We start from the raw sequence: 14,462 nt of genomic DNA, 5'->3' as shown, positions 1-14,462 counted from the left end.
CCTCCTAATTATCTATACATTAATGCACTGGCCCACGAGAAGCCTACACCAAATCCACTTAGTACAATGTTATTCCATTCACTATTCATTGCATGTTTTTCTATCAAAAGAGGAATAGAAGAAGAAACCGTATTACCCGTGTCCTTCAAGTCTTTAATAAAGCGCTTTTTGTCCGTAAAACGCCGTGCAATGGTATCCACAATCGCTGCACTACCTTGGTGAATTAAAAAAGCATCCACTTCAGCCTCTGTTAATTCGCAAGCGGCCAACAACTCTTTGATATGCTTAGGGACATTCATAGAAGCAAAGTTGAATACTTGTCGCCCATTCATCGACAAAATGCCTTCTCGAACTTGTAGGCTTTCTGCTCCCTCTCCGTCCGTGCCGAACAGGACAGGGCCCAGTTTGAATACAGGATTTTGCGAAATCCAACTCACAGTAGCAGCATCGCCAAATAACATGGAAGTGACTCTGTCAGAAGTATCAATAACCTTCGAATAAGGATCTGCTGTTATCAACAAAGCTTGTTTCATTCCAGCAGCTTGCAACAACCCTTTAATAATATAAAGGCCATACACATAGCCTGAACAGCCAAGTGATACGTCAAAAGCGGCAATCGTTTTCGGTAGTCCCGCTTTTTGTTGCACTATTGCTGCGGTATGAGGCAGTTTTTCACCATCACCATTTTGAGTCACGACAATCAGAGCATCGATTTTCTCTTTATCAAAACTCGGCTGTTGCTTAACGAGCTGTTCAATGGCTGCAACACATAAATCAGAACATTCTTGATCTTCGGCCTTACGAGGCAACTTAACGGGGCCTAATTTAGACTCAACAAATTCAGCCGTTTCGCCAAAGTGACTACCTTGCTCTACATTATCAATTGAGGAGGTAGGGATATAACTTGCAATAGCTTGAATACCGATTTCCATTATTGTCCCTCCACGATAAATCTAATTTGACCTAGCTTTACTCCGTCTAGCCACACTTCAGACACTGAAAATTTGCCATGTAGCATGGATTGAAGCTTTATTTCTGCGCTTTGATATTCTGTCGGTAAATTTTGTGTCAGGTTTAACTGGCCGAACAACCATTTCCCTTTGCTAAGAGGAGCAATTTGGTTATGCATTTTTTTGGTCAACGCTACAAGCACTTCAATACAGGTGTAATCGTCAACCGGTTTGTGCATCTTTATTGTTGCTGGTGATATTGTTAGTTCCGCATTAGCAACTAACTCATCTTCATCAAACTCATAACGGCCTTCAACAAGAGTATTTCCCTCAACCCACCATAATGGAACTGTGTCACCATCACTGGGGCTAAATTTACCTGTTGCCACTACCGTGCCAGTATCAGGTCTTTGGGTTGTTAACTCACATTGAAACCGTGCAAGCTTTCTAAAACTCAGTTGGCTCAACCTTGTGTTTTCAGGCATGTGTTGAGCGGCATAATCAAGCGTAAACCGATAAAAATCAGTCCCGTGTAAGTAGTTTCGGTTACCTTTAAATTCAAACATATAACCACCTCTTATCTAGCTGACTCGACGGGCTGGATTACCAAGCCATGTAGTGCCTTCGCCAGCATCTTTTAACAGCGCAGAGCCCGCTCCAATAACAGAAAAAGCTCCAAGGTTTAAACCATCACGTACTACGGCATTGGCAGCAACATGTACCCCTTCTTGCACGCAGGCATATCCACACAAACACACATTAGGACCAATATCGACATAATCAAAGATTTGTACATCATGCCCCACATTCGCTCCAGCTCGAACAAGCACATTGCTGCCGATTTTAACCTGAGGTTGAATAGATACATTCGAGCAAATCACACTACCAGCGCCAATTTGCGAATCAAAACCTATCATTGCACTCGGGTGAATTAAGGTCGCCATCCGCTTAGACGGAATGCCCAGCGACTTTAATAAATCAGCCCTTTCTCGCATTTTCCCAACACTTAACAAAGCAAATACAAAGAGTACATCTTGGTCTAAGTCGCGCCACTGTGAAGGTTTCCCTAGCACTGGCCAATGAAACAGTAATTCATCAATACTGTGATGATCATTAAGAAATCCGGCTAGCTCAATATCATCACCGGCGCGCTGCATATCCAGTATAATTTGCGCTAATACTGCCCCATTTCCGGCACCACCAATGATAACGATTCGCTTTTTACCCATACAATTTTATTCCTAATTTTAATCACTTAGTTGAGTATGTGTGTCATCCAAGTATTTTTCTTATCCCACCCTAACATGACCTTTTTTGCACTCGCAGACATCGCTGACAATATTTCGGGTTGTGCGAATAATAAAGCCATCTTTGACTCAAGTTCGTGCGTTAAATTTTCACTCACTTTTCCGAGGTGAATAATGGCATTTAAGCTGGCTAGTTGTTCATTAGGTACGGTCTGATTATCTGCAATCGTCCAACAAAGCGCTGGCAATGCTGCGGCGCAACGTTCCCAAGAAATCCCGCCACCAGCACCAATGGCTAAATCAGCATCTGCCATCAATTTTGATATTCGTGTCGATTGAACTTCAAGATTCAAATAGCCTGAATATTGCTGACATAACGCACTAAGTCGCTCAATGTGAGGGTATGACGAACCAACCACAACATCGACTTTTTCTAACTTGTTTCGAAATGACGGCTGGGTTAACACATCACAAACTTGTCCCGTGATGTCATCTTTATCAACGCCACCAAAACACACAAACACTTTGTTAAGTTCAGTTCTTCGTTTCGGATTAATCTCGGTAAATTCCTCACGAAGGGGAATATGCCAAGGGCCAAAAAGTACCTGACCTTCTCCTGGTGTAGCAGAACGTTTATTTAGTGTTGGATCAATAAGAAGCTGACATTCATGTGGCCTATCTCTGAGTCCATCAATGACCAAAGCACGAGCGTGGGTTTCTGATGTTAACTTTTGCTCCCAGATTGCACCTAAAGAGAAATGGTCAACGATGACCCAATCAGGCTTTATACCAGCTCGTGTTAACTCACGTATCGTTTGCTCAGCATCTTTTTCTTCTGTGCATCCCAACCAATGACTATGAGGATAATCACCATGCTCGTGGGTATATTTTTCAGGCTCTGGCAGCATGACAAGCGGAAACGCTCTCAAAACGTCAGATTGATGACCAATATGATTTCGACAACAAAATGTCACTTCTGCACCCAGTTTTTTGAGTAACTTTGCAATAGTCAAACAACGCATGATATGACCGCTACCGATATGGCGGCCACTATCTGCACGGATTACGACTTGTTTCACATTCTTCCCGCTAGAAATATACGTTCAGCAAACACCCAATCTTCTTCAGTATCAATATCTTGCACTTGATACCTCGGCACAATAAAAGGCGTAGCATGGTTGGAGTACATTATATCTCCTCGTAAAAAAGCTTCAGCTTTACCCCAATAAAACTGCCCAGCATCGTGATAGGCCTCGACGAGATCTTGAGAGCGAGTTTGTAATTGATGCGGGGTAAACATTTCAACATGGCCAGCGTCATTCATAAATAATGCACGCTGGATAGGTGAGGCAAAACTTGTCACGGTAAAGCAAAAGTCTGTCCCCACTTCAATAAGTTGAGCAAAACTTTGCTTTATCGCTTTGGCTGTTACAAACGGTGCTGTTGCATACAAGCAGCAAGCATGCTCAACATCACCTAAGTTATCGTTGACCCAATTAATGGTGTGATTTACCACAACACGCGTTGTCGCCACATCATTTGATAATTCAGCGGGTCTAACAAAGGGAACTTCAGCGCCGTAATCTTTGGCAATTTTTGCGATTTCCTGACAATCAGTAGACACAATAACGTGATCGAATAATTCAGATTCAATCGCCGCTTCAATCGATCTTGCAATGATTGGCTTACCACAAAAAGAGCGGATATTTTTCTTTGGAATACGTTTACTGCCACCACGAGCAGGAATAATTGCAATTCTCACTTGATTAACTCCTTTAGAGTGCCACAAATGAATGCTAATTCCTCGGAGGTTAAATCAGGAAACAAAGGTAAAGTGAGGCAAGATTGATAGTAAGCTTCAGCTTGCGGAAAATCACCTTTCTTAAAGCCAAGCTCTTGATAGTATGGCTGCAGGTGAATCGGGATATAATGAACATGCACTCCAATGCCTGCTTCACGCATCTTTTCAAAAATTTGTTTTCTGTTGCAGCCTTTTGGCAGCCTAACAAGCAACAAGTGATAAGCACTTAAGGTGTCTTCTAAAGGCGTAACGACTTTAATTTGAGTATCGTTAAACTGTTGCTGGTACTCCAAAGCAAGTGCATTTCGCTTACTTATAAACGTACTCAAAACATTAAGCTGACTATTACCAAGTGCCGCTTGCAAATCCGTCATGCGATAGTTAAACCCTAAAGCGTGTTGTTCGTAATACCAACCTCCTTCATCAGGGTTGAGCAATTCGGTTTGTTTTTTGGTAATACCATGACTACACGTTAGCGCCATTGATTTGGCCAATAAAGGATCATTCGTTGTCGCAACGCCACCTTCAGCTGTGGTGATAATTTTAACTGGATGGAAACTAAAAACGGTAATATCACTATATTGGCAACTACCAATAGGCGAGTTTAGATAATGGCCACCAATAGCATGGGCAGCATCTTCGATAACGTTAACCCCATACTGTCGCGCGAGTGCCGAAATCTGCAACATATCGCAACTATGGCCTGCCATATGAACTGCAATAATGACTTTAGGCAAAGCCCCTTTTTTCGCCGCAATGGCTAATTTTTCAGCTAATGCAATCGGACACATGTTTGCAGTTTGTGGGTCGATATCAACAAAATCTATTTCAGCCCCGCAATATAGAGCACAATTTGAAGATGCAACGAAAGAGATAGGGCTTGTCCAAACTAATGCTTTCTCGGTCACTCCTAATGCAATACAGGCGGCATGTAATAAAGAGGTTGCACTGTTGGCTGCGACCGCGAATGATGACTTAGTGATGTCAGCAATATTTTGTTCAAATAACGGCACTTGCGGGCCTTGGGTCAAAAAATCCGAATGGAGTACCGAAACAACTGCGTCGATATCTGCATCAGAAATGGATTGGCGCCCATATGGAATCATTATTACGCCTCATCCAGATTTTTAATTTGTTCGATCGATAAAAAATCAGGGTTCTTACCGGAATCATACTCAAACCCGAGTTCGACTAACTGCCCTTTCTCACCGAGTTTATTGGTTGAGTAATCGTTATCTCTGCCAAAAAAAGTAATACTCGGGGTAATCACAAAGTGATCATCAAACTCTAAAGTATGGTGAGAATCATCTCCTGGGCACATCACTTCATGCATTTTTTCACCAGGTCTAATCCCCACAATGTCTTGCTTAAGACCTGGTCCACATGCTTCAGCTAAATCAGTAATTCGTACAGAAGGAATTTTAGGGATGAATATCTCACCACCTTGCATTCGTGAGAAGTTTTTCAGCACAAAATCAACACCATCTTGAAGTGTGATCCAAAACCGTGTCATATCAGGGTGAGTAATAGGTAGAGAATCAGCGCCGTTGGCAATAAGCGATTTGAAGAAAGGAACAACCGAACCACGAGAGCCGACGACATTGCCATAACGCACTGCTGAAAAGCGTGTTCTGCCATCACCAACAATGTTGTTACCAGCAACAAATAACTTGTCTGAAGCCAGCTTAGTTGCGCCATATAAATTGATTGGGTTAGCCGCTTTATCGGTTGATAATGCGATGACTCGTTTTACATTATTAGCAATCGCTGCCTTAATGACATTTTCTGCACCATGAATATTGGTTTTGATGCATTCCATCGGATTGTATTCAGCAGCCGGAACTTGCTTAATTGCCGCTGCGTGAATGACATAATCTACATCTTTGAATGCTTGCATCATTCTATCTGCATCACGGACATCACCTAAAAAGTAGCGCATGCAAGGATCATTATAGACTTGCTGCATTTCGTACTGCTTTAGTTCATCCCTTGATAGGATAATCAACCTTTTTGGCTTATAGCGCGCTAAAATAGTCTTTGTATATTTCTGTCCAAACGAACCAGTACCGCCTGTTATCAGAATAGATTGATTATCAAACATGCACTCTCCAAATCATTGTAATTATGTCCATGCGGTAGGCTGAAAACCCATTAAACTTATGCAATATATGATTAAAAGCAAAAATCACACCACAATAAGCTTACTTAACGCACTCAGGGAAAATTTCTAGCCGCGTATTTCTAAGCCTGTATTTTTTGAGTAATTAACCAACAATAATATGCATTACTTTTAATTACTTAACTAAACCTACCGCTAGCTTGAGTCTATCACTCTATAAGCTCAACTAACTATCGACTTAGGCATTTTTTTATCACCCGAGTCTAAAAAGGTGGTATTTGAAGCTCACATTTTCGCATGTCGCCACCTTTGTCAAAATGTTGACTAATGAAATTGAATACTCTGCACACAGCAACTGACTAATATTTCTAGCATAGAAAATTTCATTCATTCAATCTTTAACAATAATATAGTTGAGCAGCATCACCGAAAGCTTGGCATTTGGCCTTATTTCAGCCATAAAAAACGACATAGGGAAACCGTATGCCGTTTTATTCACTCAATGAGCTCAATTGATATTCTTTACTTTGGTTTTCTAAATACCAAAGTGAATCTGTCCGTATTGCCAGTCACGGTTTTACGCCCAACCTCGTAACGTAATTCATCATCAGGGCGGTAAAACATATTCGATGATTTCTCTAACACAAATCCTGCGGCTTGCACTTCTAAAATCACATCGACAGGATCTTCACGGCGACGCATTTCATCAGTTTCAGGCATCATGTGACGTCGAGTATGATCAACAATCACATAAATCCCCCCCGGTTTTAACGCATCAAATGTGGCTTTATTCAGTTTAGTTTTATCTTCTACATTGAAGTTATGGTACTCGCGAATACTGAGCATCATATCGGCATCTGTCATACCAAAATCAATATTGCCTAATGTGTAACTTCTTGCTTTTGGGTTCCAGTCCAATGCTATAGGTAGCTTTTGCGCTTTACTCATCGCATCTTTTGCTAACAGATCATTCAAACCTTCTAACCATTCTGCTTTATAGGCTAAGTGCAATTCGCCTTGAGCTTTTAACAGCGGGGCCAGTATTTTGCTATACCAACCATCACCAGGAGCGAATTCAATGACCTTCATCTCTTTTGTTAAGCCAAAAAATTCCAACGCATAATAAGGGGCACGATTATCATCTCTTTGCTTATCGGCATCTGTACGATGCTCCATTTTCATCACTTCAATGACATCTTGTTGAAATGGCGTAAGAGCAGCAAAAGATGAAAAACTACACAACAAAGAGGTTCCAGCTATCACTGCAGCAATCCAAGTCTTACTCTTATCAATCCTTAACATGTCAATCTTCCTTTTCCGCTCAATGTAATGAGTTGCTAGTCAAACTCGCTTAAATTAAACAATTATCTTAGTTATTGTATGCCGTAATTGTATGTCATAGTGACTATACGTCACTGCCGTTATATGCGCACACACTAATATGTTGCCAATTATGTCTATATTTAACCGACTTACGAGAGAGACTAGCCACTATTGCGCATCGTAGAGTACAAAGAATAACGTTGTAAAAACCACTCTTAGCAACCGGTTTGGTTTGCAAAAAAACTCGGTTCGGTAGCGCCAGGAAATGCTAAGTAAAAAAAGTAGCAAGTATCAGTGAAGGTATAGCCTTTTGGAAATAACAACACCAAGATCCCTGCAATTTCAAAGGTGCCCCAATCAGCAGTGATCTCAGCATTAAGGTTATTTACTTGCTCAAAACTTCCCTCTATCGCATTTTCAATATTGTCAGCAGTAGGCGAAATAAAACCAAAGCTTGTGGTGATAGTTTCTCCGTTAAGTTCAATAGAGGACGAAGAAAGCTTTTCTTTGCCTTCAATTGCCAGCTTGGAGTAAACAATTGAATTTGCCGACTTTATGGCGGCCTCTAAACTATCGAGACTTGCAATGGATGCATCGGTTTTCAGGTTTAAAAACTTGAGGGCAGCGATGATTGCAAGCACGGCTAAAATAATGATTACCACAACCATTTCAATCAATGTAAATCCCGCATTATTTGACTCAATCAGGTTAAATTTTTTCATAGTTCACCTAAGCGGTTATAAAAAGCAACGTCAGATTTGTTCAATAAAAAATCATTCTAATATCAGTTATAACCCTACCTAACGCCTTATTCAAGCTAAGAAAACCAATGACCTATATCAATAACCACATAATAAAAAACCAACACTATGCTGGTGTTGGTTTTTTAGTAAGGCGACATTTATTTCAGTAGTGAGCTAGGCTGTGAGTAATCGCCACCACATCCCGGGTAAACTGGTAAAGCCGGTGGTGTAATATTGCAATTCACCGTTTTTAAATACCATGACAGTTGGCGTCACTTGCACAGACCACTTACGAGATAAGAAACCTTGTCGATCATTTATCGTACTTAATGTATATCCTTTGTCAGACAAAAAGTGCTTCATTTTTTCATCACTGCCTGAGCTCATTGCGACCGAGACCACTGAATAGTGTTCACTAAGTATATCTACTGCTGGAGTCACAAATTGACATACAGGACACCATGTTCCCCAAAAGTAGACTAACACAGCATCGTCATGACTCATGGCCAACACATCAACAAGGTCACCATTTAAGTCGACTGCAGTCATCGTTGGTAATGACTCTGTTGGTAAATCTTTTCCTCGCCAAAGATCAACCACTGTCGATACCAAAATAAACAATACCAACATGATTGATAATTGTTTTAAACCACTGAGTAGTTTCTTACCCCATGTTTTCTGGTTGGGCTCTTTCATCGTAATCTGGTGTTCCAATGTCTTATCGTGTCTAAGAGGGCTCGATTATCGCAATACAGGTTTTACGACTGATTTCAATTCTGATATTCAGACTCAGGTTTTTACTCAGTATTGCGACTGCTCGTTGACTAGACCGCCAGACTCAACATTTGTATTCACATTGGTTGATAAAACTTATCGAGCTGATGCTTGCTCAATTGCAGCAAGCACTTGTTCTGTCGTTAAAATGACCGGGAGCTTTATCCCATCTGGTGCATTAGGGCCGTAAACCACGTTAAACGGCACCCCAAATCGGCCATGACTTTGTAAGTAATCAGTAATCGGTTGCGATGCTGTTGTCCAATCACCTTCCACTAACGCCATATGGTCTTGTTTTAGCGTTGAATAAACAGGGTCTTGTAAAATCACCCCAACCTTGTTGGCTTTACAGGTAATACACCAATCAGCGGTTACATCCACAAATACCGTTTTGCCTTGAGCCACGCTACTTGCAATATCTGTTTGCTCAAGAGGCGTCCAAGCGAGATCCGTTGGCAGCGGATTTGACCAGTCGTCAGACGTTGCAAATGCGCCAATAGCAGCAAACATCACCACCATGCTAAAACTTGCAATAACAGCTGGAACGCCATATTGCTTGGCCATAAGCCCAAAAAAACCTAGCACTAACACAGCCGCAAGGACCCATAGAGCTATGACATTGATAAAGCTTGATAATAGGCTGATTAGCCATAAACTTGTCATCAACAATAGCACCGAGAAGAACACTTTAACGATGTTCATCCAGCGCCCTGGTTTAGGGAAATAACGGGCTATTTGCGGAAACATAGCCACTAATAGCCAGGGTAGTGCCATTCCTATTGCTAATGCAGTAAAGATGACCATTAAGCTAAGTACATCAGCCCCTAAGGCAAAAGCCACTGCGGTCCCTAAAAACGGGGCACTACAAGGGGTGGCGAGTAAAGTGGCAAACATGCCTTGTAAAAAATGACCTCGATGATCATTGCCCCCCGTGGTAGCAAGTTTAGTCTGCAAACTCGATGGAAGATTAATTTCGAATGCACCAAGCATATTCAGCGAAAATACAGAAGTGACAATCACCATAAACCCAATAAACCAAGGGTTTTGGAATTGCACGCCCCATCCCACAGCTTGTCCCGTAACCTTCAGCATAATCACAAAGGCAGCCAACAGCCAAAACGACACAATAATGCCAAATGCAGAAGCGATAAATTGGGTTCTTATTTGATTTTTCTGCAAGTCAGGCGCAGCAATAACAGAACTTAACTTCATCCCTAATACAGGTAATACACAAGGCATCACATTAAGAATCAACCCGCCTAGTAATGCAAAAAATAGCATAGTCAGTAATGAATTATCTGACATATCAATTGAGGCTAACTGAACATTCGCTGCGTATTCATACGCTCGCTGATTATCACTTACCGTAATATTCAGTTGCTTCGTATCCAATTGGGCATCTTCGTTCCAAGTCGATACCTCAAAAAAAGCCGTCCATACTTTCGAGCCATCATCACGTGTTTGTCGACTTACGCTAATAGGATTGAAATTGGTTTCTTTATCGCCATCAACAATGACCTGTGGCTGACGCCAACTGTCATCTAATAACGTCACTTGGAGTAGGTTTTGCGCTTTGTCCCACCCCACATTAACTTGATCATTAGCCGTATCAATATCCACTAATTGTGGCACGGCCGAAATGGCTTTATTGAACTCGAACATTGCTTCTGTATCGGCTTGAAGCTGACTCGCAGTAAAGTCCAGTTCTAGTTGATAATCTGTTAACACACAAACCGTGGTGCACGATGATAAGGTAAATTTGCCCATCAGTGACGTTGGCGCATTAATATCTTCTACCTTCAGCGCAATAGGGAATACCACCTCACCTTGATAACCTTGGGTTTTATAACCCATGATGGTGTATTGCTGAGGCGTCGGCCATTGCCAATTCACGTCTCCAAGATTAGATGACTCACTCCAATCTATTTTCGGGGCAATGCCGCCCTCACCCGGCGTACGCCAGTACATCTTCCAATCATCATCTAATTGCACATCTAAAATGGCAGGAACCGTATTGGTTTTTTCATCAAGCTCTCCGGTCAGCATAAAGCGAACTTTTACTGGCGGATGATTATCATTGACTAGCCAACCTGTCGTAGCAGCATTGGCCAATGGAGTGATGCTTGCCAGCATCAACATCAAAGTAGAAAAAATGATCGTTTTGACAATATTCAACAAACTTTCCTTATATTGCCCTCATTCTGCTCGAGCAATAAATACGGTTGTAAAATGACAATAAAAAAATGCGTTACCAAGGACATAGACAATGGCAGCTTAATAGACCGAAATAATGACAAAATAGTTCATCTAATGTCACTAAATTAGTGGATAAAGTGTAAATCTGTGAAGCGGTACTTTATTTATTGATTTTCATGACAACACACCCATTTTACCCACTCTCATCTAGCGCTTTATTTCTGACATAAACTGAAACAGGTTAAATATAGACATACGTTTGAATGATTGCTTTAATCGAATCAGGTGTTTTTGTTGTATTTCGATATTGTGGCCCTAAAGGCACAACTGCTCTGAAGTTGAGACACCAAGGAAAGGCAAGACTCACTCATTTATCAATAAAATGAGACAACAATAATAAGGATAATTTTCCATGAAAGTAATGCGTTTGAATAAACTCATGCTAGCTATTGGCGTTGCATCTTCAGTTTTTATCGCTGGTTGCGGCAATGACACAGACTACTCTCGCTCCCCTGAAGTTACCCCTGAACCTGAAGTCACACCGCCACTGCAAGCTTTTGCACCAGACGGGATGCTTAAAGCACAAATTCGTCGAACTGCTTATGGCGTTCCACATATTCAAGCTGACAACCTTGAAAGCTTGGCGTTTGGCAGCGGGTACGCCCAAGCACAAGATAACTTATGTATACTTGCCGATGGATTTATCAAAGCCAATTCTGAACGCTCAATGTATTTTGGGCCTCACGCCTCAATTGACTTTGCCACAGGACTTCCAACAGCTGAAGATAACGGCAATTTAATTTCAGATTTTGCTTATAAAGCACTTAAAATTCGCGAGTTAGCCGAAAACCAATACTCACAATTTAGTTATAACTCACGTGCATTAATGGAAGGCTTCAGCGCAGGATACAACCAATATCTTGCTGACGTCGATGCAGGGGAACAGCAAGCTTCCCCTTTTTGCGCAGGTCAACCTTGGGTTAAACCCATTGAAGGGGTCGATGTTGCAAACTATTTATTCTCTATCGCCTTATTACCGGGCGCAGCTAACTTTTTAGATTTAATCTTTTACGCTAATCCTGGTGATGCTGAAGAGTACCTGCCACGTATTGTTGGCCCAGCGCCATCAGCAATGCAAACCGCCTTTATTCAAGATGTGAACACCAAATTAATCGCTCGTGCCAATACCATTACGACACCAGATACCAACCCTCGTGATTTAGGCTCAAACGGCTGGGGACTCGGTAAAGATAAAACTGAAAATGGCAAAGGAATGGTGCTAGGTAATCCGCATTTCCCTCATACGGGCAACTTGCGTTTTTGGCAATCGCATATCACGATTCCAGGCCAGCTTGATGTCATGGGCGGATCACTCGTTGGCATGCCAGGGTTAATCAATATTGGCTTTAACAAAGACCTAGCTTGGACACATACCTTCTCAACTGCCGAGCATTTTGTGATGTATAACCTTGAGCTAGTCAGTGGCGATCGCATGCAATACCTTTATGAAGGTAACCCCATGCCAATCAACAAAGAAACCGTGCAAGTCCTCGTTAATGGCGGACCTGCAGGTATGCTCATTGCGGAAAAAGACATCTACACCACGGCTAAAGGACCAATTGTAGAAGCCCCTGTCGGACTTGCTCCTTTTGGTTGGGATGATGGCCAAGCCTTTATGATTCAAGATGCCAATATGGCAACTAAAGATCCTATCGATCATTGGTTTGCAATGAATCGCGCTACCAATAAAGATGAGTTTCAACAAGCCTTTAAGAACTATGACGGGGTTATTTTTAATAACACCATGTATGCGGATAAAGAAGGTAATGCCTTTTACATTGATGACTCAACAGTGCCGGGCTTAAGTGACTTTGCCGTATCTTTGTTAAAAACCAACCCAGATATTATTGCGGCTAGAGAACAAGCAGGCTTTACCATCTTACCTGGTAACACCTCTATTTTTGATTTCGACAGCCCAATGCCGTACAACCGAGCGCCAAAGCTTGAACGTACTGACTTTGTGCAAAACTCTAATAACTCATTCTGGTCAACTAACCTTGATGAGCCATTAGAGAATTATTCACCAATGTATGGCCCTGAGCGAGGCCAACTGTCACTTCGTACCCGCATGGCACTTACTTTAATGGAAGATGCAGCAGGTGATGATGGTAAGTTTAATATTGATGAGCTAGAGACCGCGCTGCTGTCTAATCGGATATATTTAAACGATCTTATTTTTACTGACCTAATCAGCCAGTGTGATGCACAAGTTGACACGCCAGTCATGGTGACTGATTCGATTTCTAAAGATATCAGTGGCGCTTGTATTGCGCTAAAGGCGTGGAACGGTAAACAAGATAACGACAGCGTTGGCGGCGCATTAATTCGTGAGTTTGCACATCAGTTTGATCAAAACAGCATGTTAGCGGTGCCATTTGACTACAACAATGCCGCAACTACGCCCCATACCTTAACCACAGATGGCAGTGCGCTCGTAGCACTTGCTCGTGCAACTCTTAATGTTGAAGCAGCAGGATTTGAAGTTGATGCGCCAATGGGGTCTGTTCAATTTGTTGAAAAATCATTACCTGATGGCAGCGCTTCTGGCACCAAACTACCTTGGCCTGGAACCCACAATGCAGAAGGCGGATTTAATGTATTTTCTACCAGCTTGTCAGGCGATGATACGTTAATACCTCAGCATGAATATGCCGCAGTGATGGACGCGGTATCAGGGGCGCCTTTGGCTTCAGGGTTAACTGCCGAAGGCTATCACATTCGCTATGGTTCAAGCTGGATGATGGCGGTGAGCTTTACTGATGATGGCCCTGTGGCTAAAGGAATCTTAACTTATTCTGAGTCGAATAATATTCTTAGTCCTTCTTTTGCCGATCAAAGTGTGTTTTATTCAACAGAAAAGCAATTGCGTCCGTTTCTATTTAATGAAGCTGATATTGCCGCATCCGTTGAGTCAACGACTGAACTAAGCTTTCAAAAAGGTGAATAGCTTACTGTTAACTCGTTAATAATCACTTAGCGGCATCTATAGATGCACCTTTAGCTGCATATAAGTTGTCATCAATACTAAGCCCGCATTTCGCGGGCTTTATATTGATACAAGTACAGCTAAAAAGCTCAAGACGTAATGGTAAAATCAAGTTAATCCAACAGCGGCCCACTCAATTAAGCAACTCGCAATAAACACCAACAAAACCAACCTAAGCGCAACCCACAGTAAACATTCAAAACCCAATTAAGACACAAACGGATCTGCGATTAACCCCGCATTTACATTGGTATATTTTATTT

12 protein-coding genes are annotated in these 14,462 nt (G+C 41.9%); 1 reads left to right on the top strand and 11 read right to left on the bottom strand.

Annotation, left to right across the window (positions count from 1 at the left end):
- Nucleotides 1-8: 8 nt before the first annotated feature.
- The 11 genes from J8L86_RS14770 to J8L86_RS14720 form a co-directional block, all read right to left on the bottom strand.
- Nucleotides 9-932 (bottom strand): ketoacyl-ACP synthase III, encoded by a 924-nt coding sequence (locus tag J8L86_RS14770; RefSeq protein ID WP_211030919.1) that lies wholly within the window; start codon nt 930-932, stop codon nt 9-11.
- On the bottom strand, nt 932-1,516 hold the full coding sequence (locus tag J8L86_RS14765; RefSeq protein WP_065108559.1) for a hypothetical protein: 585 nt from the start codon (nt 1,514-1,516) through the stop codon (nt 932-934). Before J8L86_RS14765 ends, J8L86_RS14770 begins: the two co-directional genes overlap by 1 nt.
- A gap of 15 nt (nt 1,517-1,531) precedes the next feature.
- The gene (locus J8L86_RS14760) at nt 1,532-2,179 is read right to left on the bottom strand and encodes a NeuD/PglB/VioB family sugar acetyltransferase (RefSeq protein ID WP_211030918.1); all 648 of its coding nucleotides are present in this window, start codon (nt 2,177-2,179) and stop codon (nt 1,532-1,534) included.
- A 26-nt stretch (nt 2,180-2,205) separates the two neighbouring features.
- The gene (pseG, locus tag J8L86_RS14755) at nt 2,206-3,276 is read right to left on the bottom strand and encodes a UDP-2,4-diacetamido-2,4,6-trideoxy-beta-L-altropyranose hydrolase (protein WP_211030917.1); all 1,071 of its coding nucleotides are present in this window, start codon (nt 3,274-3,276) and stop codon (nt 2,206-2,208) included.
- On the bottom strand, nt 3,273-3,959 hold the full coding sequence (pseF, locus tag J8L86_RS14750) for a pseudaminic acid cytidylyltransferase (RefSeq protein ID WP_055025072.1): 687 nt from the start codon (nt 3,957-3,959) through the stop codon (nt 3,273-3,275). The genes pseG and pseF overlap by 4 nt, the downstream gene beginning before the upstream one ends.
- Nucleotides 3,956-5,104, bottom strand: a complete 1,149-nt coding sequence (gene pseC, locus J8L86_RS14745) for a UDP-4-amino-4,6-dideoxy-N-acetyl-beta-L-altrosamine transaminase (protein ID WP_211030916.1) — start codon at nt 5,102-5,104, stop codon at nt 3,956-3,958. Before pseC ends, pseF begins: the two co-directional genes overlap by 4 nt.
- 2 nt (nt 5,105-5,106) lie before the next feature.
- Nucleotides 5,107-6,099 carry a UDP-N-acetylglucosamine 4,6-dehydratase (inverting) gene (pseB, locus tag J8L86_RS14740; RefSeq protein WP_055025074.1) on the bottom strand — a complete coding sequence of 331 codons (993 nt, stop codon included), beginning with the start codon at nt 6,097-6,099 and terminating at the stop codon, nt 5,107-5,109.
- 540 nt (nt 6,100-6,639) lie between these two features.
- The gene (locus J8L86_RS14735; RefSeq protein WP_119969021.1) at nt 6,640-7,419 is read right to left on the bottom strand and encodes a class I SAM-dependent methyltransferase; all 780 of its coding nucleotides are present in this window, start codon (nt 7,417-7,419) and stop codon (nt 6,640-6,642) included.
- 236 nt (nt 7,420-7,655) lie between these two features.
- Complete coding sequence (locus J8L86_RS14730) at nt 7,656-8,162, bottom strand: prepilin-type N-terminal cleavage/methylation domain-containing protein (RefSeq protein WP_211030915.1); 507 nt, start codon at nt 8,160-8,162, stop codon at nt 7,656-7,658.
- 195 nt (nt 8,163-8,357) lie between these two features.
- Nucleotides 8,358-8,879, bottom strand: coding sequence for a protein disulfide oxidoreductase (locus tag J8L86_RS14725; protein ID WP_211030914.1), 522 nt, complete (start codon nt 8,877-8,879; stop codon nt 8,358-8,360).
- A gap of 174 nt (nt 8,880-9,053) precedes the next feature.
- A complete protein-coding gene (locus tag J8L86_RS14720) occupies nt 9,054-11,132 on the bottom strand; it encodes a protein-disulfide reductase DsbD domain-containing protein (protein WP_211030913.1) in 2,079 nt (692 codons plus the stop codon).
- Nucleotides 11,133-11,574: 442 nt separating this feature from the next.
- Here J8L86_RS14720 and J8L86_RS14715 point away from each other — a divergent pair, with 442 nt between their 5' ends.
- Nucleotides 11,575-14,160, top strand: coding sequence for an acylase (locus tag J8L86_RS14715; RefSeq protein WP_211030967.1), 2,586 nt, complete (start codon nt 11,575-11,577; stop codon nt 14,158-14,160).
- Nucleotides 14,161-14,462 lie beyond the last annotated feature (302 nt).

This window comes from Shewanella sp. MMG014 (assembly GCF_018100775.1).
Classification (GTDB): Bacteria; Pseudomonadota; Gammaproteobacteria; order Enterobacterales; family Shewanellaceae; genus Shewanella; species Shewanella japonica.
Note: the sequence above shows the minus strand (reverse complement) of the source record. Positions and strands in the feature narration are given on the sequence as shown.